The following is a 24,209-nucleotide window of genomic DNA, read 5'->3' on the forward strand; positions in this document are numbered from 1 at the left end:
CATGGCCAACACGCCCAAGCCCGCCAGCCTGCCGCGCTCGGCCTACGCCGACATGTTCGGACCGACCGTCGGCGACCGCATCAGGCTCGCGGACACGAGCCTGGAGATCACGGTCGAGCGCGACTTCACCACCTACGGCGAGGAGGTGAAGTTCGGCGGCGGCAAGGTCATCCGCGACGGCATGGGCCAGAGCCAGGCCACGAACGCCGACGGCGCCGTCGACACGGTGATCACCAACGCGGTGGTCCTCGACCACTGGGGCATCGTGAAGTGCGATGTCGGCATCGTGCGCGGCCGGATCTTCCGGCTCGGCAAGGCCGGCAATCCGGACGTGCAGCCCGGGGTCGACATCGTGGTCGGGCCTGGCACCGAGGTCATCGCCGGCGAGGGCAAGATCCTGACGGCGGGCGGCTTCGACAGCCACATCCACTTCATCTGCCCGCAGCAGATCGAGGAGGCGCTCTGCTCGGGGGTCACCACGATGCTCGGCGGCGGCACCGGCCCGGCGCACGGCACCTTCGCCACCACCTGCACGCCGGGCCCCTGGCACATCGCCCGGATGATCGAGGCGGCGGATTCCTTCCCGATGAACCTCGCCTTCGCCGGGAAGGGCAACGCGTCCCGTCCGGAGAGCCTCGTCGAGATGGTGCGGGCGGGTGCCTGCGCGCTGAAGCTGCACGAGGACTGGGGCACCACGCCCGCGGCGATCGATACCTGCCTGTCGGTGGCGGACGCCCACGACATCCAAGTCATGATCCACACCGACACGCTCAACGAATCGGGCTTCGTCGAGGACACGATCGCGGCCTTCAAGGGCCGGACCATCCACGCCTTCCACACCGAGGGCGCGGGCGGCGGCCACGCGCCGGACATCATCAAGGTGGCCGGGCTGCCGAACGTGCTGCCGTCGTCCACCAACCCGACGCGGCCCTACACGTGGAACACGATCGACGAGCATCTCGACATGCTCATGGTGTGCCACCACCTCGACCCGTCGATCCCCGAGGATCTCGCCTTCGCGGAGAGCCGGATCCGGCGCGAGACCATCGCGGCCGAGGACATCCTGCACGACATCGGCGCGCTCTCGATGATGTCCTCCGACAGCCAGGCGATGGGCCGGGTCGGCGAGGTCATCATCCGCACGTGGCAGACCGCCGACAAGATGAAGCGCCAGCGGGGCGCCCTGCCGGGCGACGCGTCCGGCACCGACAACCTGCGCGCGCGCCGCTACGTCGCCAAGTACACGATCAACCCGGCCATCGCGCACGGCATCTCCCGGCACATCGGCTCGGTGGAGCCCGGCAAGCTCGCCGACCTCGTGCTGTGGACGCCGGCCTTCTTCGGCGTGAAGCCCGACCTCGTGCTGAAGGGCGGCAGCATCGCGGCCGCGCCCATGGGCGACCCGAACGCCTCGATCCCGACGCCGCAGCCGGTGCACTACCGGCCGATGTTCGGCGCCTACGGCCGGGCGCCCTTCGCAACCGCCCTCACCTTCGTCTCGCGGGCGGCGGTGGAGGACGGCCTGCGGGAGCGGCTGGGCGTGCAGAAGGAGCTGGTCGCGGTGGAGAACGTCCGCGGCGGCATCTCGAAGAAGAGCATGGTGCTGAACGACGCCACGCCGGTCATCGAGGTCGATCCGGAGACCTACGACGTGCGCGCCGACGGCGAGCTGCTGGTCTGCGAGCCGGCCGAGGTGCTGCCGATGGCGCAGCGCTACTTCCTGTTCTGAGATAGGATGGGCTCGGTGGCAGGAGAGCCGCGATGACGAAGATCGCCCAGCTTCCGGCGAGGGACGACCTCTACACGACCGATCTCTGCCTCTGGACCGAGGAGCAGGCAGCCCTGCTCCGGGCCGGGCGCTGGCCGGATCTGGACCGCGCCAACGTCGCCGAGGAGATCGAGAGCTTGGGCGGATCCCAGAAAGCCGAGATCCGGAGCCGTCTCGCCATCCTGCTGCTGCACCTGCTGAAGTGGGAATTCCAGCCGGAGAAGCGGAAGTACGGCTGGCGCGCGACCATCCTCGAGCAGCGCATCCGGATCGATGACCTGATCGACATGAGCCCCAGCCTCCAGTCCTGGCCGGATGCGGTGCTCGCGAAGGCCTATTCCGTCGCTGTTCTCGGGGCCGCGAGCGAGACGGGCTTGCCCGGATCCGTCTTTCCGAAATCTTGTCCCTACGCGATCGAGCAGATCCGTGAGCTCGGCTTCTATCCGGGCACGCCGGAGACGGACGTTGTCTGACCGCGCCCGAGTATCCAGCCCGAACCGTCGACCATGATCCGCGCCACCCGCATCCTCCGCCGCGACGCCCTGTCGGGTGGCGAGATCGTCGACCGCGTCGTCCTCGATCACGGCGACCGCCACCGCCGCCGCGTCGCCATGCGCGGCGCCGGGGGGCTGAGCTTCCTGCTGGACCTTCCGGAGCCGACCGTGCTGGAGGACGGCGACGCTCTGGTCCTGCAGGACGGACGCCTCGTCTGGGTCGAGGCCGCGCCGGAGCGCCTGCTCGAGATCCGGGCCGCCGGCGATCACGCCCTCAAGCGCCTGATCTGGCACATCGGCAACCGGCACATCGCCGCCGAGATCGGCCCGGACGCGGTCTGGATTGCGCACGACCACGTCCTCGCCGAGATGGTCCGGGGCCTCGGCGGCACCGCCGAGCCGGTGGAGCGCCCGTTCCGGCCCGAGGGCGGCGCCTATTCCGGCGGCCACGGGCACGACCACGGGCACGACCACCCGCACGGCGGCCATCAGCACCACCATGCCGCGGGCTGACGCCCTGGAGGCGCTGCGCCTGATGGCGTGGCTGTCGCCCGGCTACCCGGTCGGGGCCTACGCCTACTCGCACGGGCTCGAATGGGCGGTCGAAGCGGGCGACGTCCGCGACGAGGCGAGCCTGACCGCGTGGCTCCGGGACGTCTGCGAGCGCGGCGCCCTGCGCAACGACCTGATCCTGGCCACCCACGCCCACGCGGCGGCGCTGTCCGCGGACGGCGCCGCGCTGGTAGCCGTCAACGACCTCGCCCTGGCCCTGGCGCCGTCGCGGGAGCTGCACCTGGAGACGAGCCAGCAGGGCCGCAGCTTCCTCGACGCGACGCGCGGCGCGTGGCCCTGCGACGCCCTCGACGCCCTGGCCGGCAATCTGCCGGGGCCGGTCGCCTACCCGGTCGCGGTCGGCCTCGCGGCCGGCGCGCACCGCATGGATCCGGGCCCCGTGCTCGCCGCCTACGGCCTCGCCTTCCTGCAGAACCTCGTCTCCGCGGCCCTCCGGGCGGCGCCCGTGGGTCAGGCCGCCGGCACGCGAGTCGTGGCCGCCCTCGCGCCGCGCCTCGCCGGGCTCGCCGAGGCGGCCGCCGCGGCGGATCTCGACGCCCTCGGTGCCGCCACCTTCCGCCTGGATCTCGGCTCCTTCCGCCATGAGACCCAGTATTCCCGCATCTTCCGATCCTGAGCCCGCAGCATGACCTCCACGAACGGCCCCCTCCGCGTCGGCATCGGCGGACCTGTCGGTTCCGGCAAGACCGCCCTGATGGAGCAGCTCTGCAAGCGCTTCCGCGACCGCTACGAGATCTGCGCCATCACCAACGACATCTACACGAAGGAGGACGCGCGGATCCTCACCGTCGCGGGCGCCCTGCCGGAGGAGCGCATCCTCGGCGTCGAGACTGGGGGGTGCCCGCACACGGCGATCCGGGAGGATGCCTCGATCAATCTCGCCGCCGTCGCCGAGATGAGCCGGCGCTTCCCGAAGCTCGACCTCGTGCTGATCGAGTCCGGCGGCGACAACCTCGCGGCGACGTTCTCGCCGGAACTCGCCGACATCACGCTCTACGTGATCGACGTCGCCGGCGGCGAGAAGATCCCCCGCAAGGGCGGTCCGGGCATCACCCGGTCCGACCTGCTGATCGTCAACAAGACGGACCTCGCGCCGCTCGTCGGCGCCGACCTGTCGGTGATGGAATCCGACACGCAGCGGATGCGTGGCACCCGGCCGTACGTGTTCGCGTCCCTGCGCAAGGGCGCGGGCGCGGACGCGGTGGCGCGTTTCGTGGAGGAGGCGGGCGGCCTGGGCCGCTGAGTCGACGCGCCGGTCCGGGCGGCCGGCGCGTCACGTTTCCTAGCGGCCGGCCTCGGCCGAGCGCGCGCGGACCGACGGCCTGCTCGGGGTGCCCATGAGCGCGTCCAGGCGGCTCATCCGCGCGTTGAAATCGTTCAAGACGGTCTGACGCGCCTTGATCGCGGCGCTGGGCTGCGCCTTGGCGGGGGTGTGCCGCGGGCGGGCCTCCGCCTGGACCGCCGGAACGGCGAGGAGCGCGGCCAGCGCCGCGATGGTCAGAGTGCGGGTCATCGTGAAATCCTTCGGCGCCCGCCGTGTCGGACGGCGCGACGCTGCGCTGAGGATATGCGCGCCCGGAGCGCGGCCGCGTGCGCGAGCGCACAGCACGCAGACGTGATCGGGATGAGCGCCGTCGGGCCATCGCGGCGTTGACAACGGTCCGTGACTGATTCAACCCGCGATATCGGGGCCTTCTGAACGGTATCGCGCATGCGAAATCTGCGGTGGCTGGCCGCCCTTCCCTTCCTCGGCATCCTGGTCGGCCCGTTCTTCCTGAACCGGGTCGAGCCCTTCGTGTTCGGCTTGCCGCTGCTCCTCGCCTGGCTGGTGTTCTGCGTGATCGGAACCTCGGTCGTGATGGGGGTGATCTACCTGACCGACCCTCAGAACCGCGCGCCGGAGGATCCCCGATGAGCATCGCGCTCGTTATCGTGGCCGCCGGCTTCGCGCTGGCGATCGGCCTCGGACTCTACGCGCGGGTCGGCCGCGAGATGGGGCTGGAGCAGTGGACCGTCGGCGGCCGCGGCTTCGGCACCGCCCTGGTCTTCCTGCTGATGGCCGGGGAGATCTACACGACCTTCACGTTCCTCGGCGGCTCCGGCATCGCCTACGGCAAGGGCGGCCCCGCCTACTACATCCTCTGCTACCTGACGCTCGCCTACGTCACCTCGTACTGGCTGCTGCCGCCGGTCTGGCGCTACGCCAAGCAGCACAACCTCTACACGCAGCCCGACTTCTTCGCGCGCAAGTACGGCAGCCGGGCGCTCGGCATGCTGGTGGCGCTCGTGGGGATCGTCGCCCTCGTCCCCTACCTCGTGCTGCAGTTCAAGGGCCTCGGGATCATCGTCTCGACCGCGTCCTACGGCGCGATCTCGTCGACGACCGCGGTCTGGATCGGCGCGGCCGCGCTCACCGCCTACGTCGTGGTGTCGGGCGTGCACGGCTCCGCCTGGACGGCGGTGATCAAGGACACCAGCATCCTGTTCGTGGTGGTGTTCCTCGGGATCTACCTGCCGGTCCACTATTACGGCGGCTACGAGGGCCTGTTCACGGCGATCGAGGTGGCGAAGCCCGGCTTCCTGGCCCTGCCCGACCGCGGCCAGAGCCCGACCTGGTTCACCACCACGGTCCTGCTGACCGCGCTCGGCGGCTACATGTGGCCCCACACCTTCGCGTCGCTCTACACGGCGCGGGAGCCCGGTGCCTTCCGCCGCAACGCCGTGATCCTGCCGATCTACCAGCTGATCAACCTGTTCGTGTTCGTGATCGGCTTCACCGCCGTGATGCAGGTGCCGGGCCTGACGGGGCCCGACGTCGACCTCTCGCTGTTCAAGCTCTCCCTCGCGACCTTCCCGCCCTGGGTCATCGGGCTGATCGGCGCCACGGGGGTGCTGACCGCCCTCGTCCCGGGCTCCATGATCCTGATCGCGGGCGTCACGCTGGTGGCGAACAACCTCGTCCGGCCACTGCGCCCCGGCATGGACGACGCCGCGACCGCGCGGCTGTGCAAGATCCTCGTTCCGGTGCTGGCGCTGGTCTGCGTCGGCTTCACCCTGTCGGGCGGCGACACGATCGTGCAGCTCCTGCTCATGGGCTACAACTTCGTGACGCAGCTCTTCCCGTGCTTCATCACCAGCCTGATGCGCCGCAATCCCCTCGACCGCCGCGCCGCCATCGCCGGGATCGTCGCGGGCGTGGCCACCGTGGCGGCGACCGTCCTCTCCGGGTTCAGCTTGGCGAAGCTGCCGGTCCTGGGGCCGCTCCAGGACGTGAATGTCGGCATCGTGGCGCTGGTGGTGAACGTCGTCGTGACGGTCGCCGTGGCGCAGATGGTGCGCGGGGGCGCGACCGCGGCGCAGGCCGCGGAGTGACGCCGCTCAGCCCTGTCCGCGGCGGGCGGTGAGCCAGGACGCCAGCAGCACCGCGACGCTCACCAGCCCGACGAGGAGGGTCGAGGCCGCGTTGATCTCCGGATTCACGCCGAGCCGGACCTGGCTGTAGAGCCGCATCGGCAGGGTGGTGGAGCCCGGGCCGGAGACGAAGCTCGCGATCACCAGGTCGTCGAGCGACAGGGTGAAGGCGAGGAGCGCGCCGGCCGCGAGGGCGGGCGCGAGCAGCGGCAGCGTCACGGTCATCAGCACGCGCGCCGGCGCCGCCCCGAGATCGGCCGCGGCCTCCTCGAGGGACCGGTCGAGGCCGCGCAGGCGCGCGCCGACCACCACCGCCACGAAGCCGGTGCAGAAGGTCGTGTGCGCGATGACGATCGTCAGGAGGCCGCGGTCCAGCCCGATCCCGATGAACATGAGCAGGAGCGACAGCCCGATCATCACCTCCGGCATCACGATCGGCCCGAAGACGAGACCCGTGAACAGGGCGCGACCGCGGAAGCGCCCCTGCCGCTCCAGGGCGAGCGCGGCCAGCATCCCGAGGATCGTGGCGAGCAGGCTCGCGAGGAAAGCGACCTTCAGGGAGACCCAGGCGGCCGACAGGAGCGGCGCGTCGGCGAGCAGGGCGCCGTACCAGCGGGTCGAGAACCCGCCCCAGACCGTCACCATCGGCGAGGCGTTGAATGAGTACACGATCAGCACCGCGATCGGCCCGTAGAGGAAGCCCAGGCCGGCCACCAGGGCGGTGCGGGTCACCCAGCTCACGGCGCCTCGTCCTCGCCCGCGCGCAGGCTGTCCCGGAACAGGATCACCGGTCCGATGACGATGGCGAGGATCAGCACGGCGACGGCCGCGGCGAGCGGCCAGTCGCGGTTCGAGAAGAACTCGCTCCAGAGCACCCGGCCGAGCATCAGCGTCTCCGACCCGCCGAGCAGGTCGGGGATCACGAACTCGCCGACCATCGGGATGAAGCAGAGCCCCGCGCCGGCCGCGATCCCGGGCAGGCTGAGCGGCACGGTCACGGTCCAGAACACCCGGCTCGGCGAGGCGCCGAGATCCGCCGCGGCCTCGCGCAGGGTCGGATCGAGGCGGTTCATCACCGCGTAGAGCGGCAGCACCATGAAGGGCAGGTAGGCGTAGACGAGACCGACGATCACCGCCGCGTCGGTGTTGAGGATCGTCAGCGGCGCGTCGATCAGGCCGAGCCGGCGCAGGGCGAGATTGAGCAGTCCCTCGGGCTTCAGGATCGCGATCCAGGCGTAGATCCGGATCAGGAAGCTCGTCCAGAACGGCACGATCACCAGCGCGACGAGGAGCGGCTGCCAGCGGGACGGCGCCCGCGCCAGGGCGTAGGCGAGCGGCGTCCCGAGAGCGACGAGGATCAGGCTGGCGACGCCCGCGTAGGTCAGGGAGCCCAGGGCGGCGTCGCGGTAGAGGGGGTCGGCGGCGAGCGTGCGGTAATTGTCGAAGTTCAGGGCCTCGAGGAAAGCCGACCAGCCGTCGAGCCCGCCGCGCCAGTCGAGCAGCGGCAGGTAGGGCGGGATCGCCGTCGCCGGCTCCGAGAGGCTGATCTTCAGGGTGATGACGAAGGGCAGCAGGAAGAACGCCGCCAGCCACAGGAAGGGCGGCAGGCGCGCCAGACGCTCGAACACCCGGCCGCGCTTGCGGGCGCGCGCGGACCCGGCCTCCGTTCGCCCGGTCGCGCGGTCGGCCTCCGCTCTGGCGGCCCTCATGCCGGCAGGATCACGGCGACGTCGGCGGGAAAGCTGGCCCGTGCGTCCGAGCCCGGCGCCGCGGCGGCCTCCGCGGGCCGCCCGCTCGCCCGCAGCGTGGCGCCGTCGGGCAGGCGCAGCGTCCGGCGCACCCGGTCGCCCAGGAACACGGCGTCGGCGACGACCACCGGCAGCCCTTCCGTGCCCAGCACCACGTCCTCGGGCCGCACCGCCACCACGACCGCGGCCCCTTCCGCGAGCGCGGCCTCCGCGACGCCCCGCACGGGACCGTGCGCGGTCTCGACCGTGCGGACCGTGTCGGCGCCTCCGGCGCCGACACGGCCGGGGATGAGGTTCACGTCGCCGAGCAGGCCGGCGACGAAGCGGCTCGCCGGGCGCCGGTAGAGATCGGCCGGCGGCCCGACCTGGATCAGGCGGCCCGCTTCCATGACGCCGATCCGGTCGGCGAGCATCATCGCCTCCTCGGGATCGTGCGTGACGACGACGAAGGCGGTGCCGAGGCGGCGCTGGACCGCGCGCAGTTCGCCCTGGGTCTCCTCGCGCAGGCCGCGGTCGAGCGCGCCGAGCGGCTCGTCGAGCAGCAGCAGCTTCGGCTCCCGGGCGAGCGCCCGGGCCAGGGCGACCCGCTGGCGCTGGCCGCCCGAGAGCGTCTCCGGTCGACGGTCGCCGAACCCGTCCAGGCGCACGAGCTTGAGCAGTTCCGACACGCGCTCCGCCGAGGCGGAGCGGCCGAGGCCCTTCAGCCCGTAGCCGATATTGCCGGCCACGCTCATGTGCGGGAACAGGGCGTAGGACTGGAACATCATATTGACCGGCCGCCGATGGGGCGGCAGCGCGGTCAGGTCCTGCGCGCCCAGCAGGATCCGTCCCGAGGTCGGGCTCTCGAAGCCCGCGATCATGCGCAGGAGTGTGCTCTTGCCGCATCCGGACGGGCCGAGCAGGCAGAAGAACTCCCCCGCCTCGAGGTCGAGGGACACGGCGTCGACGGCCCGATGGGTGCCGAAGCGCTTGGTCAGCTCCTCCAGCCGCAGGCGCGGCGCAGGCCCCTCGGACAACGGATCAGGAATCCTCGCGCAGCGCCTCGGCCACGCGCGCTTCCAGGAGGTCCGGCCGGCGCAGGACCAGGGCGCCGCGGGTGCGGTCGACCAGTCCCTCCGCCGCCATCGCGGTGAACTCCCTGGTCACCTGCTCGCGGCGGCAGCCGATCCGCGCGGCGAGGACGTGATGGTAGGGCGGCGGCGAGACCACCCGCTCGCCCGCCGTGCCGGCCCGGGGCACGGAGAGACGGAGCAGCTCGGCGTAGAGCCGGTGCTTCAGGTCGAGCAGGGCGTGCTCCATGAGCCGCGTGTTCAGCTCCCGCACGCGCTTGGCCAGGAGGCGGAACAGCCGGTCGGCGATCGCCTCGGAGGCGAACACGATCTGCCGGAAGACCGGCGCCGGCACCACGCAGACCTCGCCGCGGGTCAGCGCCGTGACGTTGGCCGAGCGGCCGATCCCGTCGATGGCGGCGAGCTCGCCGAAGAAGGCCCCGCCCCGCATCTCGCCCAGGATGACTTCCTTGCCGGACTGGGTCCGGTTCAGGATGCGGACCTCGCCGGAGGCGATGAAGTACACGTCGGTGGAGATGTCGTCGAAGTCGACGAGGACCTCGTTCTCGTCGAAGCGGCGCCAGTGGCAGCGGGGCTCGTAGGGGCTGAGCTCGATGCCGGGATCCTTGAAGAAAGGTATTGTCCCCAACCGCGCCATCGATCGTGTTCCCTCAACTCCGGCCTCCGTCCCTGCCCTGACGGGGGCCGGCCAGCAGATCTGGGGACGGGAGCAGCCCGCACAGTGAAGCCGCGCCCCGCCGGGGCGGTGCTGGATCGATCGGGCGCCGCAATCGTGACGGTCGCGGGCGGGGCGGTCAAGCCGCGTCCCGATGAACAGGAGTTTATTAGCGTGGATCAGGTATCAGGGCTAAATTCCTGGCCCGCCGAGGCGGGCAGTATCGATGCATCAAGACGTACCTTTCCCGCGCTCGACATCCTCCACCGGTCCCCGCCAGCAGGCGACACTCGCGCGCCCCTTCGAGCGTTCGGGCCGCAGCCTCCATTCCGGGCGGCACGCCACGGTCCGCGTCAGCCCCGCCCCGGCCGGCCACGGCATCGTCTTCCGCCGCCACCTGAAGGACGGACGGGCGGTCGACGTGCCCGCCCACTGGCACTACCGGGAATCGCAGCCGCTCTCCTCGGCGCTGCGACGCGACGGCGTCCTCGTGCGCACGATCGAGCACCTGATGGCCTCGCTCAGCGCGCTGCGGATCGACAACGTGCTGGCCGAGATCGACGCCGACGAGTTGCCGATCTTCGACGGGAGCGCGACGCCCTGGTGTGAGGCGATAGGGATCGCGGGCCGGCGCGAGCAGAGCCTGCCCTGCCGGGTGATCCGCCTGCTGCGCACGGTGGCGGTCGAGAACGGGCGGCGCCGCCTCGAGATCGAGCCGGGCCCGGGCCTGCACATCACCGGCCACGTCGCGCTGGCGCATTTCGGCTCGATCGACTGGTCGGGCGCGATCACGCCGGAATCCTTCGAGCGGGAGATCGCGCCGGCGCGCAGCTTCGGGCGCTACGCGCGGGCCATGGCGGGCCGCGCCTACGGCTACCTGATGCGGAACGACTTCCTGCAGGGCGTCTCGCCCCGCTCGGCAGCGCTGCTGGTGCGCGGGCACGTCCTGGGCGGGATGCGCGTCCCCGGCGAGCCGGTTCGCCACCGGATCCTCGACCTCGTCGGCGACCTCGCGCTGGCGGGCCACCCGGTCGAGGGCCGGATCTCGGCGTTCCACACGGGGCACGAGCTGAACCACGCCCTCGTCACCGCCCTGATGCGGGACGGCAAGGCCTGGGAACTCGTCTGAGGGTCGGGTTCAGGCGGAGGCGCGGCGGGGCGTCTCGCAGGCGACCGCGACCGCTCCGAAGGCGCGGACGAGGTCGGCATCGAGCTTCGCCCTCATCGATTCGAGGATGGCGTAGGCCTCGCGCGGGGCCTTCGGCGCCTTGTAGGGGCGCGCCTCGATCAGCGCGGCGAAGATGTCGGCGATGGTGATCAGGCGGACGAGGTCGGGGATCTGCTGCCCGCGCAGCCCGTCCGGATAGCCCGACCCGTCGAGATACTCGTGGTGCGAGCGGACCACCGACAGGGTCAGCGCGTCGTAGTCGCCCGTCAGCAGCATCTCGTGTCCGAGCGCCGGGTGGCGAGCCATCTCGGCGCGCTCCGTCGGCGTCAGCGGCGCGGGCTTGTTCAGGATCGCGAGGGGGATCTTGGCCTTCCCGATGTCGTGGAGCAGCGCGCCTTTGACGAGGTAGCGGGAATCCGCCTCGTTGAGCCCCAGGACGCGGGCGAACTCGGCCGCGATCCCGGCCACGCTCAGGCAGTGGCGGTGCGTGACGTCGTCGAAGCTCGCCACGACCCTGAGCCATTCGCGCACCTTGGCCTCGCGGATCGCCTGGTTGACCAAGTCGGCGCCGTTCTCGACCAGCGCGGCCGGGGGCGCCTGATCGGCGCGGAACAGGCTGACGAAGGCCGAGCGGGCCTCGTTCACCTGCTCCTGCCAGTTGCCGGTCTGCGGCGGGGCCTTGGCGGTGCCGATCAGGGTCGCGACCGCGTTCAGCAGCATGGCGCTGACCGCGGCGGCCGGCATCGCGCGGGTCGCGCCGAGGGCGGTGGCCTGGATCTCGCCGCGGCCGAGGTTGCCGTGGATCAGGGCCAGGAACGGGATGCCGGGCCCGCGCGCGGTGGATAGCGCCTGGCGCAGCCGGCGCACGGATTCGGAGGTCAGCGCGCTGACGTCGCTGATGATCAGCCCCGCCCCCCGCGGCGGGATGGCGTCGCCGTAGAGGTCGTGCAGCACAACGGGCGTGACGCCGCCGAGATTGCGCGCGAGCCTCTCGGCGCGCTCGACATCGTCGGTCAGGATCAGGGTCTGGCCCAAGATTCCCCCCTGTGGCTCGCCCCCGCCCGGGCGCTTTTCCGACTCGCGTGCCGACGTTCTAGAGCCGATGAACGCACTATCAGCGTCTATTTGCGCAGCACTCGCCACAGGTTTGACGGCATTCCGTTAAAAATCCGACAGCCGAAGCTGATGTTTGAAGCTTAAAATAGGCGTCGCGTTGTGTCGGGGGGCGACACGGGGATGCCGGCCTGCCCGCGCGACGGCGGCGCTTGCCTCGCGGCGTCCGGACCGCCAGAACGCCGGCATGCTGCGCGTCAACGACCTCACCTACCGCATCGGCGACCGTCTGATTCTCGATTCCGCGAGCTTCACGATCCCGGAAGGCGCCCGCGTCGGGCTGGTCGGGCGCAACGGGGCCGGCAAGACCACCCTGTTCAAGGCCATTCTCGGCGACCTCCCGGTCGACGCGAAGTCGGTGGCGCTGCCCAAGGGCATGCGGATCGGCGCCGTCGCCCAGGAGGCGCCGGCAGGACCGGAGACGCTGCACGCGGTCGTGCTCGCCGCCGACACGGAGCGCGCCCGCCTGATGGCGGAGGCCGAGCACGCGGACGGTCTGCGCCGGGCCGAGATCGAGACGCGGCTCGTGGATATCGGCGCCCACTCGGCGCCGGCCCGGGCCGCCGCGATCCTGCACGGGCTGGGCTTCGACGCGGCGGCCCAGGCGCGGCCCTGCGCGGACTTCTCCGGCGGCTGGCGGATGCGCGTGGCGCTCGCCGCCGTCCTGTTCTCGGAGCCGGACCTGCTGCTCCTCGACGAGCCGACCAACTACCTCGACATCGAGGGCACGCTCTGGCTGTATGATTACCTGGAACGCTACCCGCGCACCGCGATCATCATCAGCCACGACCGCGACCTGCTCGACACCAGCGTCGACCACATCCTGCACCTCGACCGCGGCAAGCTGGCGATCTACCGCGGCGGCTACACCAGCTTCGCCAAGCAGCTCTCGGAGAAGCGCGTTCTCCAGGCCAAGGCGAAGGCCAAGCAGGATGCCGAGCGCGCGCACCTGCAGAGCTTCATCGACCGCTTCAAGGCCAAGGCCACCAAGGCGCGGCAGGCTCAGTCGCGGATGAAGCGGCTCGCCAAGATGGAGCCGATCGCCGCGCTCCTCGAGGACGACGTGCCGGTGATCCACCTGCCGAGCCCGGAGAAGCCGCTGTCGCCGCCGATCGTCGCCATGGAGCGCGTCAAGGCCGGCTACGGGGACCGGATCGTCCTGACCGGCCTCGACCTCAGCCTCGCGCCGGACGACCGGGTCGCGCTGCTGGGCGCGAACGGCAACGGCAAGTCGACCTTCTGCAAGCTGATCGGCGGCCGGCTCGGGCCGGTCGCCGGCGAGGTGAAGCGCTCCTCCAAGATGGAGGTCGCCTACTTCGCCCAGCACCAGCTCGACGAGCTGCGCCCCGCCGAGAGCGCCTACGCGCATGTCCGGACCCTGATGCCGGATGTCCCCGAGGCGAAGGTCCGCAGCGCGACGGCGCGGCTCGGATTCGGCGCCAACAAGGCCGACACGCCGGTCGAGAAGCTGTCGGGTGGCGAGAAGGCGCGGCTGCTCATGGGGCTCGCCGCCTTCCACGGCCCGCACCTCCTGATCCTCGACGAGCCGACCAATCACCTCGACATCGAGAGCCGGCAGGCCCTCGTGGAGGCGATCAACGACTACGAGGGCGCCGTCATCCTCGTCTCGCACGACCGGTTCCTCGTCGAGGCCTGCGCCGACCGGCTCTGGCTGGTCGCGGACGGCACGGTGAAGACCTTCGACGGCGACATGGACGATTACCGGCGCTTCGTCCTGTCGGGGCCCGAGCGCGAGGCCGAGCGCGACTCGGAGCCCTCCGGCGGCCAGAAGGCCGAGGCGCGCCGCGCCGGCGTCGAGCGCCGCGCGGTCCTCGCGCCCCTGCGCAAGCGGCTGGAGGCGATCGAGGCGCGGATGGCCAAGCTGACCGCGGCGATCCAGAAGATCGACGCCGCCCTGGAGGACGGGTCCGCGTTTCGGGAGAACGCCGCCAAGGCCGGCGAGATCGCCAAGATGCGGTCGGACGCCGCGACTGCGCTCGCCGCCGCCGAGGAGGAGTGGCTGACGGTCAGCGCGGAGATCGAGGCGGCCTGACGGGGCCGCCTCACACCGAGCCTTCGATCGCCCGCTCCAGGATGTCGACCCCGAGGTCGATCTCCGCGTCCGTGGCCGTGAGCGGCGGGGCGATCCGGAACACGCCGCCCATGCCGGGCAGCTGCACGATGTTCATGCTCAAGCCGAGCTCGAGGCAGCGCCGCGTGATCGCGTCGCCCAGCTCCGGGGCCGGCACCTTCGTGTCCCGGTCGGCCACGATCTCCACGCCCTGCAGAAGGCCGCGCCCGCGCACGTCGCCGATGCAGGCGAAGCGCTGCTGCAGCGCCCGCAGCCGCGCCGCGAGCCGCGCGCCGGCCGCCTCGGCCCGGCCGACCAGGCCGTCGCGCCGGACGATCTCCAGCACCTTGAGGCCGACCGCGGCGGGAAGCGGGTCAGAGACGTGCGTGGTGTAGAACAGGAAGCCGCGGGCGTGGCAGAGATCCTCGATCTCCGGCGTGGTCAGGACCGCCGCGAGGGGCAGGCCGGCGCCCAGGGTCTTCGACAGGGTGAGGATGTCGGGCACCACCCCGTCGCGCTCGCAGGCGAACATCAGGCCGGTGCGGCCGATGCCTGTCTGGGCCTCGTCGAGGATCAGCAGCATGCCCCGCTCGGTGCACTTGCGCTTCAGCGCCGCGAGGTAGCCGGGCGGGAGTTCGAGGATGCCGCCGGAGCTGAGGATCGGCTCCGCCAGGAACGCGGCGAGATTGCCGGTCGACTGCCGGTCCACCAGCGCGAAGGCGTAGTCGAGCTCGGTCTGCCAGTCGGCGGCCCCGTCCCGCGCGAAGGTCGGGCGGTAGGCGTTCGGGGCGGGAATCGCGAAGGATCCGACCGGGGCCGGGCCGTAGCCCTTGCGGCCGGCGCTGTAGGTCGCCGAAGCGGCCCCCGCCGTCATGCCGTGCCACGACTGCGCGAAGCTGACGATCTCCCAGCCGCCTGTGGCGAGCTTGGCCATGCGCAGGGCGGCCTCGTTGGCCTCGGCGCCGGTGGTCAGGAGAAGCGCGCGCTCCAGCCCGCCGGGGGCGAGGCCGGCCAGCTCGGTCGCGAGGTCGACCACCGGCCGGCTCAGCATGCCGCTGAACAGGTGATCCAGGCGCCCGACGTGGTCGGCGACGACGGCGGCGATCTCGGGATGCCCGTGACCCAGGATCGCGCTCATCTGGCCGGAGGTGAAGTCGAGGATCTTCCGGCCGTCCGCGTCGTAGACGAAGCTGCCCTCCGCGCGCTCGATGATGACCGGCGCGAAGGCGCCGCCGTAGCGCACGAGGTGCCGGCGCGCGCGCGTCCAGAAGTCGGGGTCGTCGTTCCGCGTCGTCATCGATCCGGGTCCCGTGGCAGGCCCCGCCATGCTAGGACCGCCCGTGACCCCAGAGAAGCTTATAGTTCTGAACCAAGGGTTCAGCGATCCTGATGGCCCAGAGCCTCGACATCGACCTCCTGCGCAGCTTCGCCACGGTCGCGGAGACGGGCGCGCTGAGCCGGGCCGCGGAGCGGGTCGGGCGCAGCCAGGCCGCCCTCAGCATGCAGATGAAGCGACTGGAGGATCTGGTCGCGCAGCCGCTGCTGCGCCGGACCGGGCGCGGGGTGGTGCTCACGGTGCAGGGCGAGCGGCTCCTCGTCCACGCGCGCCGGATCCTGGCCTCGCACGACGACGCGGTGGCGGAACTGTCCGGCGGCCGCCTCAACGGCACGCTCAGGTTCGGCTGCCCGGACGATTACGCGCAGGCCTTCCTCCCCACCCTGCTGCGCGGCTTCGCGCACCTGCATCCCGACGCGGCGATCGAGGTGGTCTGCGGCGCGACGCCCCGTCTGGAGGAGCGGCTCGCCCGCGGCGAGCTCGATCTGGCCCTCGTCTCGGTCCCGCTGGCGGCCGGGCGGGAGATCCTGCGGCGCGAGGACCTCGTCTGGGTGGCGCCGCGCGGCGCCGAAGCGCCATGGCCCGACCCGTTGCCGCTCGCGCTCGGCGACCCCGACACGCTGGACCACCGGGCGGCGCGGGCCGCCCTCGACGCGGGCGGGCGCGCGTACCGGATCGCCTACGCGAGCGGCAGCCTGTCCGGGCTCCTGGCGGTGGCGCGCTCCGCCCAGGCGGTCGCAGTCCTCACCCGGGCCGCGGTCCCGCCCGACCTGCGCGTCCTGAACCGCGGCAGCGACCTGCCCGCGCTGCCGCGGATCGGCCTGACGATCCACCTGGACGAGGCGCACGCCGCGCCGCTGACCCGCGCCTTCGCCGCCCACCTGCGCGCGGTGCTGCCGACGCTCTGATCGGGCGGTCCCGCCGGGCTCCCGTTCGTCCGGACGGGGTAGCCCTGGTCCGATCGCGATCGCGGCCGCCCCGAGCCGGTCGGGCCTGTCGCTAGCCCGCCTCGGACGGCTTCCGCCAGACGACGACGATCTCGTCGTTGTCGACGTTGATCCAGTTGATGTGGGTGCGCGGATGGGCTTGGCGGATCGTCTCGAAATGCGCGCTGTTGCAGAGCAGGTAGATGTCGCTCCCCGTGTCGTCCAAACCGGCCTCCGCCTCGCGCAGGACGGAGCGGAGGCTCGGACCCGGCAATTGCACGGCCCGGAACCGCCGGCCGGGCACGTCCGGAAAGGCCAGGCTCCAGGCCGCCGTGACCCGCGGGCTGTCGTACGCCACGACCGTGTCGGCGCCGACGAGTCGGGACGGGCTGTGATCCAACCGGACATCCTCGCTCCAGTTGCGATTGGCGGCGCCGATCGTCTTCGTCGTCTCCGGCGACACGACCGGGGTCGTCGCCGTGGCCGTCGCCATCGCGGCGGCAGCGACCTGCGTGCCCCGCCGGTCGGTCACGTCAAGCGCGGCGTCGATCACTTGGATGCGGTTCTCGACGAGCGCGAAGACGGCCCCGGCCGCCTCCGGCGTGAGCGTGTAGATCGACCGCGGATCCGGCGCCGCGACGGGATTCACGTCGCGCGCCGGGGTAAGCACGGTCGCCTCGCCGGGCGGCGCCTTCTGTGCGGCCGCCGCGATCGCGGCCATCGGAGGTACGTAATCCATCGCGCAGTCTCCAGCTTTCGACCCGATGCGGAACCCGGCCTCCGACCCGCGCAGCGCCGTCGCCCGCGCATCGACCGTTTGCCGACGGCCATGCGGGCGTGGATCGACGACAGTCGCGGCGATGCGGAGGGGCGCCACCGCGGGCATGCCGCGGCTGCGCCGTCCGAGCGGCTCGGACCGTGGCCCGTTGTCCAGGCAGGTCGGTCGGAAGCGCCCCGCGCCCGTCGGAGCGGCCGCTGACGCGGAGTCACGGCGAGAGAGGGGATCCACCTCGGTCATCGGGGGCCTGCCGGTCCTCATGACCGCGAGCGCCCAGTCCGCGAGCTTCATGCTTCGTTGAATCGGATTTGTATCCAACGACTTGACTCTGTCTACGGCACGCAAGTTGAATCGTCTCCGCGACAGACTTTCATAGCCCGTATATCTGAGCGAAATCGTCGGAATTCGGCGGTCCGCTGTACGCGTTGCTTCCGCTTTTCTCAGAAATGGCGGGCGGCGCTCCGAATAATCGGAGATCGACGAGCGCCTCCCTCCGAGCCCGGGCGATCCACAGGCGGCGCGCGTCGCCGTGAGCCACGGTTCCGCCGCGCTGGTCGCGCAGGCGGTCCGACGGTCGGCACCGCGAGGGGGCTCCTCCCGATGGGCGCGATCGGCGGTCCCGGCCCGCCGGATCCGCACGGGTGCGGTGTTTGCCCGCGGCCCGCGGACATGCGAGAGAGGCCGGATGTTGACCGTCGATAGCCTCTGGCGCGCGCGGCACCGGCTCGCGCAGTTCGGGAAGAAGCGGACCGGATCGCCGCGCATCCTCGTGATCGGGGTCTGCCAGGCCGGATCCATCGCCAAGACGATGCGCTACCTGCTGCCGCACGCACAGGTGGATTTCGTCTCGGCCTTCACGGCGTCCCGCCGGTTCCCGCGGCTCGCCGACCTGATGGCGCACGCGGACGGGTACGACCACGTCTTCACCAGCATCTACCTGCCCAAGTTCAAGGGCGGCGGCTCGATCGACACGCTTCGGACGCACCCGAAGGTCCGCCTGATCCCGACCATCGTGTTCAGCGCCTACCATCCCGACCTCGTCCACGTGGGCGTTCAGGATCACGTCACGCTCAACGGCCTGATCTCGGGTCCGATGGGGCACTCGCACTCGGCGATCACGCTGTTTGCCTACCTGTCGGGCTTCTCGCAGGCGCAGGCGCTGCGGCTGTTCTCCGAGCCGGTCTTCGAGCGCCTCGGATACTTCAATCTCTGGGACGAGTCGGTCGCGTACCTGCGCGGCCTCGGCGTCCAGGCCGGGTACGATCTCGACACGCACCTCACGCGCTGGGCGCGTCGGGGCTGCTTCATGCACTCGATCAACCACACGAAGCTCTACGTGGTGGCCGACCTCGCCCGCGGCCTGCTGACCCGGGCCGGCGTGCCCTTCGAGGAATGCGACCTCGACGCGTTCCTCCCGGACGATCTCGGCGGCCAGGGCAGCTGGCCGGTCTATCCGGAGATCGCCCAGCATTACGGCGTGCCCGGCAGCGCCCTGTTCTTCAAGGCGGAGACGCGCCGGTCCGGCCCCGCGCGCACGATGAGCCGGCCCGAATTCGTCGCCGCCTCCTACGCGAACTACGACCGGCGCGAGCGGAAGCTCCTGATCTCGCAGCGCGTCCAGGGCTGGCTCAGCGACGCGCCGACGGTGGATTTCCTGCGCGAGGCCGCGGGCCGGGGCGACGCGCCGGCGCGGCCGGCGAGCCGGGCCCCGGCGGTGAATGCCGGCAGCCTCGCCGGCCACGCCTCGTAGCGTCCGGAAGGGCACTTCCCCGCGGGCCCGGCGTTGTCGGCCACGGCCCGCCGCCGCGGGAAGGACGTCGAGGTGTTCCGATGAGTTCCGTGTCCCGCCATCGCACCGGTCGCGCCGCGACCGCGGCGGCCCTGACGCTCGCCGGCTCGGCGGCGGCGCTGGTCGGCTGGAGCGCGCTGGCCGTGGACCGGCGGATGACCCTGCCGCCTGCCCTGCCGGGCCGCCACGAGCGGATCCGAACCCGCCGCGCCGGCGCGCTGTCGCTCTACGGCTCCGCTGAGGCCGAGGGCGTGCCGCTCCTGCTGATCCACTCGATCAACGCGGCGGCCAACGCCTACGAGGTCCGGCCGGTGTACCTGCGCTACCGCGGCACGCGCCCGGTCTACGCCCTGGAACTCCCGGGTTTCGGCTTCTCGGAGCGCTCGCGCCGCCGCTACACGCCGCGCCTGATGGTGGAGGCGATCCACGCGGCGGTCGACGAGATCCGGAGCCGGCACGGCGGCTGGGCGATCGACGCCCTCGCCCTGTCGCTCTCGTGCTCGTTCCTGGCGCGGGCGAGCCTGGAGCGGTCCGACGCCTATCGCAGCCTCGCGCTGGTCAGCCCGACGGGGTTCGACGCCCGGCTCTCCGGGGAGGGTCCGCCGGACGGCCATCGCGGCCGCGACTGGCTGCTCCGCGTCCTCGACCGCCCTCCGCTCGGCCGGCCGCTCTTCGACGCGCTGGTCACGCGGCCGAGCATGCGGTTCTTCCTGGAGAAGACCTTCGGTTCCTCCGAGATCGACGAGGGTCTGCTCGCCTACGATCACGCCTCGGCTCACCAGCCCGGCGCCGAGCACGCCCCGTTCTGCTTCATCGCGGGCCACCTGTTCCCCACCGACGCGACCCGCCTCTACGAGCGCCTCCGCCTCCCGGTCTGGATGGTGCACGGGGAGCGCGGCGACTTCGTCGACTACCGGCTGGTGCCGCGGGTCGCCGACCGGCCGAACTGGCGCGTCGACACCCTGCCGACCGGCGCGTTCCCGCATTTCGAGCGGCCGGAGGCGGTGGCGGCCGGCTACGACGCGTTCCTGGCGAGCATCATCCGCCTACCGGCCGCGCGACCGGCGTGATCCGTTAACGGGCCCGCGGGACACCGGCGCGCAGGCGCTCGCAGGCTGGCGGGTCGAGCGCGCCGGCCGCCGAACGTCGAGGTCGTGTGTCGGAGGCCGCAGCGATCCGCGTCGGTGGACCCGGCGCGCCCTCGTCCGTAAGGATGGAGGCGCCGCCCGGAGCGGCGTCCGTGTTGGAATCCGATGATCGACCTGACCCTCGAGGCCGCCCGCACCGTCGTCGACACCGCCCTGCGGGAGGCGCGCGCCCGCAACCTCAAGCCCCTCGCCGTCGTCGTCTACGATGCCCGCGGCGCGCTGAAGGCGGTCGCGGTCGAGGACGGCACGTCCCTGCGCCGGGCCGAGATCGCGAGCGGCAAGGCCAACGGTGCCCTGGCGCTGGGCCTCGGCTCCCGGGCGATCCACGCGCGGGCGGAGCAGCAGCCCTACTTCGTCGCCGCCGTGACGCACCTCGCCGGGCCCGACGCCCTCGTGCCGGTGCCGGGCGGCGTGCTGATCCGCTCCGGCGAGGGACGCCTTCTCGGCGCGGTCGGCATCTCCGGGGACACCTCCGACAACGACGAGATCTGCGCGGTGGCGGGAATCGAGGCGGCCGGCCTGAAGCCGGATACCGGCGCCTGACCGTGCGCCCGCGCCGGCGCGACTGGCTGGCCGGCGCGTTCGCCCTCGCGGCCGTGCGGCCCGCCCGCGCGGCCGACGCGCTCTACCGCCGCGGCAACGACGCCGATCCCGAGACGCTGGACCCGCACCGCTCGTCCACGGTCGCGGAGGCGCACATCCTGCGCGACCTCTGCGACGGGCTGCTCACCTACGACAACCGGGGCACGATCATCCCGGGCGCGGCGCGCGCCTGGTCGATCTCCGAGGACGGGGTGAGCCTGCATTTCGACCTGCGCCCCGACGGCCGCTGGTCGAACGGCGAGCCGGTCACAGCGAACGACTTCGTCTACGCGTTCCGCCGAATGCTCGACCCGTCCACGGCGGCGAAATACGCCGAGATCCTGTTCCCGATCCGCAACGCCGCCGCCGTGAACCGCGGCGAGACGCCGGCCGACGCCCTCGGCGTCGCCGCCGAGGCGCCGCTCCGGCTCGCGATTACCCTGGAACAGCCGACGCCCTACATCCTGGAGCTCCTGACCCACCAGACCGCCCTGCCGGTCCACCGGGCCTCGGTGGAGCGCTACGGCGACAGCTTCACCCGGCCGGGGAACCTCGTGACCAACGGACCCTACCGGCTCGCCGACCGCGTTCCGGGCGGCGCGATCACGCTGGAGGCCAACCCGCACCATCCGGACGCCGCGAGCCTGGCGATCCGGCGCGTCGCCTTCCTGCCGACGCCCGACATCGCCGCCGCGGTGCGCCGCTACGCCGCCGGCGAGATCGACTCCCTCTCCGACCTGCCCGTCGACCAGATCGCCGACCTGCGCCGCCGCTTCGGGCCGCAGGTGGTGCTCGGCCCCTCGCTGGGGCTCGCGGCGCTGGTGGTGAACACCCGCAAGGCGCCGTTCTCGGATCGGCGCGTCCGCCGGGCGCTGTCGCTCGTGATCGACCGCGAGTACCTCGCCGACGGCCTCAACGGCGGCACCATGAGCCCGGCCTACTCCCTGTGCCCGCCCGGCCTCGACAATTACCGCACGCCCCCCGAGACCGAGGGCCGCCTCGGCCTGCCGATCGACCACGAGGCGGAGGCGCGCCGGCTGCTCGCGGAGGCGGGCTTCGGCCCGGACCGGCCACTCACGGTGGAGTACCGGTTCAATTTCAGCGACAACAACCGCACCATCGCGGTGGCGCTCGGCGAGATGTGGCGCGACCTCGGAATCGTGACGCGCTACGTCTACACGGACGCGAAGACGCATTTCGCCTACCTGCGCGACGGCGGCGACTTCGACGTCGCCCGCTACAGCTGGATCGCCGACTATTCCGATCCGCAGAACTTCCTGTTCCTGCTCCAGAGCGGGAATGACGGCATGAATGCCGGCCACTGGTCGGACGTCGCCTACGACGCCCTGATGGCGCGAGCCGCCACCGAGCGCGACCTCACCCGCCGGGCCGGCCTGCTCTACGACGCCGAGGCGATCGCCCTGCGCGAGCTGCCGTGGATCCCGCTGATGCACTACCGATCGAAGGCGCTGATTGCGCCGCGGCTGCACGGCTACCACCCGAACCTGCGCAACGCCGCGCCGACCCGCTTCATGAGGCTCGACGCGTGATCCGCTTCATCCTGCGCCGCCTTCTCCAGGCGGTGCCGACGCTGCTCGCCGTGGTGACCGTCAGCTTCTTCCTGATGCGCCTCGCTCCGGGGGGGCCGTTCGACCTGGAGCGGCCGCTGGCGCCCGCCGCCATGGAGAACCTGCGCCGGGTCTACGGCCTCGACCGGCCGCTGATCGCGCAGTTCGGGAGCTACCTCGCGGCGCTGGCGCGGGGCGACCTCGGTCCGTCCTTCTCGTTCCGCGACCAGAGCGTCCTCGGCCTGATCGCCCGGGGCCTGCCGGTCTCCGCGACGTTGGGCGCCCTCGCCCTCGCGCTGGCGACGGTGCTCGGGGTCGGCCTCGGGATCGTGGCGGCGCTCCGGCGCGGCGGGTTCGTCGACCGGCTCCTCGGCGTCGGGGCCGCCCTGACCCTCTCGCTGCCGAGCTTCGTGGTCGCGCCGCTGCTGCAGATCGCCTTCGGCCTGACCCTGCGCTGGCTGCCGCTCGGCGGCTGGAACGACGGCGCCCCGAGCCACCTCGTCCTGCCGGTGGTGACGCTGGCCCTGCCGCAGGTCGGCGCCCTGGCCCGGCTGACCCGGACCTCGCTCGCCGAGGCGCTGCGGACGCAGCCCGTCCGCACCATGCGCAGCCTCGGCCTGCCGCCGGCCCGCGTCACCCGGCACGCCCTGCGGGGGGCGCTGCTGCCGGTGGTCGCCTATCTCGGACCGCTGGCGGCGGCCCTGCTCACCGGCTCGGTGGTGGTCGAGACGATCTTCGGGCTGCCGGGGATCGGCCGGTACTTCGTGGAGGGCGCGCTCAACCGCGACTACACGCTGGTGATGGGCACGGTCCTGCTCGTCGCCGGGCTTGTGATCCTGCTCAACCTCGCCGCCGACCTCGCCTGCGCGTGGCTCGACCCAAGCCTCCGGGTGGCGGCGTGACGGCGGTTTCCACGGCGCCGGCCCGGCGCGCCGTCCTCCGGTTCGCGCGGGAGCGGACCGCCGTGGCGGCGCTCGCCGTGCTGGTCCTGATCGCCCTCGCCTGCCTGATCGGCCCGGGCCTCACCGGCCACGACCCCGAGCGCGCCTATCCGGACCTGCGCCAGCTCCCGGCCGGCCTCACCGCGCAGCCCGACGCCGCGCGTCTCCGGCCGGCGCTCGAGCGTCTGGCCTTCCGCATGCGCGCGCGGCTCGACGCGGTCGAGCGCGACGGCGACACGTTGCGGCTCACCCTCGGCTCCGATGCCGGCGTCGACCGGCGCAGCCTCGTCTACCTGCCGCGCTCGGCCCTGTTCGGGACGCCCGTCGTCGCGGAGGAGCGGGACGGCGGCCGCGGGCTCGTCGTGGCGGTGCCGGTCCGGCGCCTGCACTTCCCCCTCGGCACCGACATCCAGGGCCGCGACCTGCTGACCCGCTGCCTCGTCGCCGGCCGGATCTCGCTGGCGATCGGGCTCGCGGCCAGCCTCGTCGCCCTGCTCATCGGCGTCGCCTACGGGGCGATTGCGGGCTTCGTCGGGGGCGCCGTCGACGCCGTGATGATGCGCGCCGTCGACGTGCTCTACGCGCTCCCCTTCGTGTTCTTCGTGATCCTGCTGCTGGTCTTCTTCCGCCCGAGCCTGCTGCTCATGCTGGTGGCGATCGCCGCGGTGGAGTGGCTCGACATGGCCCGGGTGGTGCGCGCCGTGACCCTGTCGCTGCGCGAGCGCGACTTCGTCCGCGCCGCGCGGGCGCTCGGCCTCGGAACACCCCGGATCATCCTCCGGCACATCGTGCCGAACACCCTCGGCCCGGTGGCCGTGACCGCGACGCTGCTGGTGCCGCAGGTGATCCTGCTGGAGAGCTTCCTGTCGTTCCTCGGGCTCGGCGTGCAGGAGCCGCAGACCAGCTGGGGCGTCCTGATCGCCGAGGGCGCCCGCTCCATCGAGGCGGCGCCGCACCTGCTCGCGGCCCCGGCCGCGTTCCTGATCGCGACCCTGGTGGCGCTCAACCTGATCGGCGACGGCCTCGCGGACGCGCTGGACCCCCGCCGGGACTGAGTTCGGGTCCGGCAA

At 72.2% G+C, this 24,209-nt stretch carries 24 protein-coding genes; 16 read left to right on the plus strand and 8 right to left on the minus strand.

The genetic code is table 11. The annotated features are described in order from the left end of the window. The first annotated feature begins 1 nt into the window (after position 1). The 5 genes from ureC to ureG are packed head-to-tail and all read left to right on the plus strand — an operon-like array spanning position 2 to position 4,078. Entirely contained in the window at positions 2 to 1,729 is a 1,728-nt protein-coding gene (ureC, locus tag BM314_RS01550; RefSeq protein ID WP_020091943.1) for an urease subunit alpha, read from the plus strand. Positions 1,730 to 1,761: 32 nt separating this feature from the next. Then, positions 1,762 to 2,241 (plus strand): DUF29 domain-containing protein, encoded by a 480-nt coding sequence (locus BM314_RS01555; RefSeq protein WP_020091942.1) that lies wholly within the window; start codon positions 1,762 to 1,764, stop codon positions 2,239 to 2,241. A 33-nt stretch (positions 2,242 to 2,274) separates the two neighbouring features. Then, positions 2,275 to 2,775: an urease accessory protein UreE gene (locus tag BM314_RS01560; protein WP_091976590.1), complete on the plus strand. Its 501-nt coding sequence runs from the start codon at positions 2,275 to 2,277 to the stop codon at positions 2,773 to 2,775. Then, complete coding sequence (locus tag BM314_RS01565; protein WP_091677025.1) at positions 2,762 to 3,451, plus strand: urease accessory protein UreF; 690 nt, start codon at positions 2,762 to 2,764, stop codon at positions 3,449 to 3,451. The genes BM314_RS01560 and BM314_RS01565 overlap by 14 nt, the downstream gene beginning before the upstream one ends. A 9-nt stretch (positions 3,452 to 3,460) precedes the next feature. Then, positions 3,461 to 4,078 carry an urease accessory protein UreG gene (gene ureG / locus BM314_RS01570; protein ID WP_091677028.1) on the plus strand — a complete coding sequence of 206 codons (618 nt, stop codon included), beginning with the start codon at positions 3,461 to 3,463 and terminating at the stop codon, positions 4,076 to 4,078. A gap of 39 nt (positions 4,079 to 4,117) precedes the next feature. Here the strand turns inward: ureG and BM314_RS01575 are convergent, their stop codons facing one another. Continuing rightward, entirely contained in the window at positions 4,118 to 4,348 is a 231-nt protein-coding gene (locus BM314_RS01575; RefSeq protein ID WP_091976592.1) for a hypothetical protein, read from the minus strand. A 198-nt stretch (positions 4,349 to 4,546) separates the two neighbouring features. Here BM314_RS01575 and BM314_RS01580 point away from each other — a divergent pair, with 198 nt between their 5' ends. Beyond that, the gene (locus tag BM314_RS01580) at positions 4,547 to 4,750 is read left to right on the plus strand and encodes a DUF3311 domain-containing protein (RefSeq protein WP_042673517.1); all 204 of its coding nucleotides are present in this window, start codon (positions 4,547 to 4,549) and stop codon (positions 4,748 to 4,750) included. Continuing rightward, positions 4,747 to 6,207 carry a sodium:solute symporter family protein gene (locus BM314_RS01585; RefSeq protein ID WP_091976593.1) on the plus strand — a complete coding sequence of 487 codons (1,461 nt, stop codon included), beginning with the start codon at positions 4,747 to 4,749 and terminating at the stop codon, positions 6,205 to 6,207. The genes BM314_RS01580 and BM314_RS01585 overlap by 4 nt, the downstream gene beginning before the upstream one ends. Before the next feature lie 6 nt (positions 6,208 to 6,213). Here the strand turns inward: BM314_RS01585 and BM314_RS01590 are convergent, their stop codons facing one another. The 4 genes from BM314_RS01590 to BM314_RS01605 are packed head-to-tail and all read right to left on the minus strand — an operon-like array spanning position 6,214 to position 9,701. Further along, a complete protein-coding gene (locus BM314_RS01590; protein ID WP_091976594.1) occupies positions 6,214 to 6,987 on the minus strand; it encodes an ABC transporter permease subunit in 774 nt (257 codons plus the stop codon). Continuing rightward, entirely contained in the window at positions 6,984 to 7,955 is a 972-nt protein-coding gene (locus tag BM314_RS01595; RefSeq protein WP_091976595.1) for an ABC transporter permease, read from the minus strand. The genes BM314_RS01590 and BM314_RS01595 overlap by 4 nt, the downstream gene beginning before the upstream one ends. Beyond that, positions 7,952 to 9,010 (minus strand): ABC transporter ATP-binding protein, encoded by a 1,059-nt coding sequence (locus BM314_RS01600; protein WP_091926614.1) that lies wholly within the window; start codon positions 9,008 to 9,010, stop codon positions 7,952 to 7,954. Before BM314_RS01600 ends, BM314_RS01595 begins: the two co-directional genes overlap by 4 nt. Positions 9,011 to 9,014: 4 nt before the next feature. Further along, on the minus strand, positions 9,015 to 9,701 hold the full coding sequence (locus BM314_RS01605) for a Crp/Fnr family transcriptional regulator (protein WP_026604752.1): 687 nt from the start codon (positions 9,699 to 9,701) through the stop codon (positions 9,015 to 9,017). Between the two features lie 244 nt (positions 9,702 to 9,945). Between BM314_RS01605 and BM314_RS01610 the strand changes: the two genes are divergently transcribed. Next, the gene (locus BM314_RS01610; protein WP_091976597.1) at positions 9,946 to 10,848 is read left to right on the plus strand and encodes a UDP-3-O-acyl N-acetylglycosamine deacetylase; all 903 of its coding nucleotides are present in this window, start codon (positions 9,946 to 9,948) and stop codon (positions 10,846 to 10,848) included. Between the two features lie 9 nt (positions 10,849 to 10,857). On the opposite strand, the gene BM314_RS01615 is transcribed toward BM314_RS01610, so the two are convergent. Further along, positions 10,858 to 11,922: an HD-GYP domain-containing protein gene (locus tag BM314_RS01615; protein WP_091976598.1), complete on the minus strand. Its 1,065-nt coding sequence runs from the start codon at positions 11,920 to 11,922 to the stop codon at positions 10,858 to 10,860. A gap of 265 nt (positions 11,923 to 12,187) precedes the next feature. Between BM314_RS01615 and BM314_RS01620 the strand changes: the two genes are divergently transcribed. Further along, positions 12,188 to 14,053 carry an ABC-F family ATP-binding cassette domain-containing protein gene (locus BM314_RS01620; RefSeq protein WP_091976600.1) on the plus strand — a complete coding sequence of 622 codons (1,866 nt, stop codon included), beginning with the start codon at positions 12,188 to 12,190 and terminating at the stop codon, positions 14,051 to 14,053. Between the two features lie 10 nt (positions 14,054 to 14,063). On the opposite strand, the gene BM314_RS01625 is transcribed toward BM314_RS01620, so the two are convergent. After that, complete coding sequence (locus tag BM314_RS01625) at positions 14,064 to 15,368, minus strand: aspartate aminotransferase family protein (protein WP_091976601.1); 1,305 nt, start codon at positions 15,366 to 15,368, stop codon at positions 14,064 to 14,066. Positions 15,369 to 15,460: 92 nt separating this feature from the next. Between BM314_RS01625 and BM314_RS01630 the strand changes: the two genes are divergently transcribed. After that, positions 15,461 to 16,315 (plus strand): LysR substrate-binding domain-containing protein, encoded by an 855-nt coding sequence (locus BM314_RS01630; RefSeq protein WP_091976603.1) that lies wholly within the window; start codon positions 15,461 to 15,463, stop codon positions 16,313 to 16,315. A gap of 91 nt (positions 16,316 to 16,406) precedes the next feature. Here the strand turns inward: BM314_RS01630 and BM314_RS01635 are convergent, their stop codons facing one another. After that, entirely contained in the window at positions 16,407 to 17,072 is a 666-nt protein-coding gene (locus tag BM314_RS01635; protein ID WP_106735905.1) for a hypothetical protein, read from the minus strand. Between the two features lie 724 nt (positions 17,073 to 17,796). Between BM314_RS01635 and BM314_RS01645 the strand changes: the two genes are divergently transcribed. From BM314_RS01645 to BM314_RS01670, 6 genes are all read left to right on the plus strand, one after another. Beyond that, on the plus strand, positions 17,797 to 18,861 hold the full coding sequence (locus BM314_RS01645; RefSeq protein WP_091976604.1) for a WcbI family polysaccharide biosynthesis putative acetyltransferase: 1,065 nt from the start codon (positions 17,797 to 17,799) through the stop codon (positions 18,859 to 18,861). An 80-nt stretch (positions 18,862 to 18,941) separates the two neighbouring features. Beyond that, entirely contained in the window at positions 18,942 to 19,970 is a 1,029-nt protein-coding gene (locus tag BM314_RS01650) for an alpha/beta fold hydrolase (RefSeq protein WP_091976606.1), read from the plus strand. Positions 19,971 to 20,153: 183 nt separating this feature from the next. Then, the gene (locus tag BM314_RS01655) at positions 20,154 to 20,591 is read left to right on the plus strand and encodes a GlcG/HbpS family heme-binding protein (protein ID WP_091976607.1); all 438 of its coding nucleotides are present in this window, start codon (positions 20,154 to 20,156) and stop codon (positions 20,589 to 20,591) included. A 2-nt stretch (positions 20,592 to 20,593) separates the two neighbouring features. Beyond that, complete coding sequence (locus BM314_RS01660) at positions 20,594 to 22,180, plus strand: peptide ABC transporter substrate-binding protein (protein WP_091976609.1); 1,587 nt, start codon at positions 20,594 to 20,596, stop codon at positions 22,178 to 22,180. After that, positions 22,177 to 23,100 (plus strand): ABC transporter permease, encoded by a 924-nt coding sequence (locus BM314_RS01665; protein WP_091976611.1) that lies wholly within the window; start codon positions 22,177 to 22,179, stop codon positions 23,098 to 23,100. The genes BM314_RS01660 and BM314_RS01665 overlap by 4 nt, the downstream gene beginning before the upstream one ends. Further along, positions 23,097 to 24,194, plus strand: a complete 1,098-nt coding sequence (locus BM314_RS01670; RefSeq protein WP_091976612.1) for an ABC transporter permease — start codon at positions 23,097 to 23,099, stop codon at positions 24,192 to 24,194. The genes BM314_RS01665 and BM314_RS01670 overlap by 4 nt, the downstream gene beginning before the upstream one ends. Positions 24,195 to 24,209: the final 15 nt, after the last annotated feature.

Origin of the sequence: Methylobacterium sp. 13MFTsu3.1M2, assembly GCF_900112625.1 — a bacterium.
GTDB lineage: Bacteria > Pseudomonadota > Alphaproteobacteria > Rhizobiales > Beijerinckiaceae > Methylobacterium.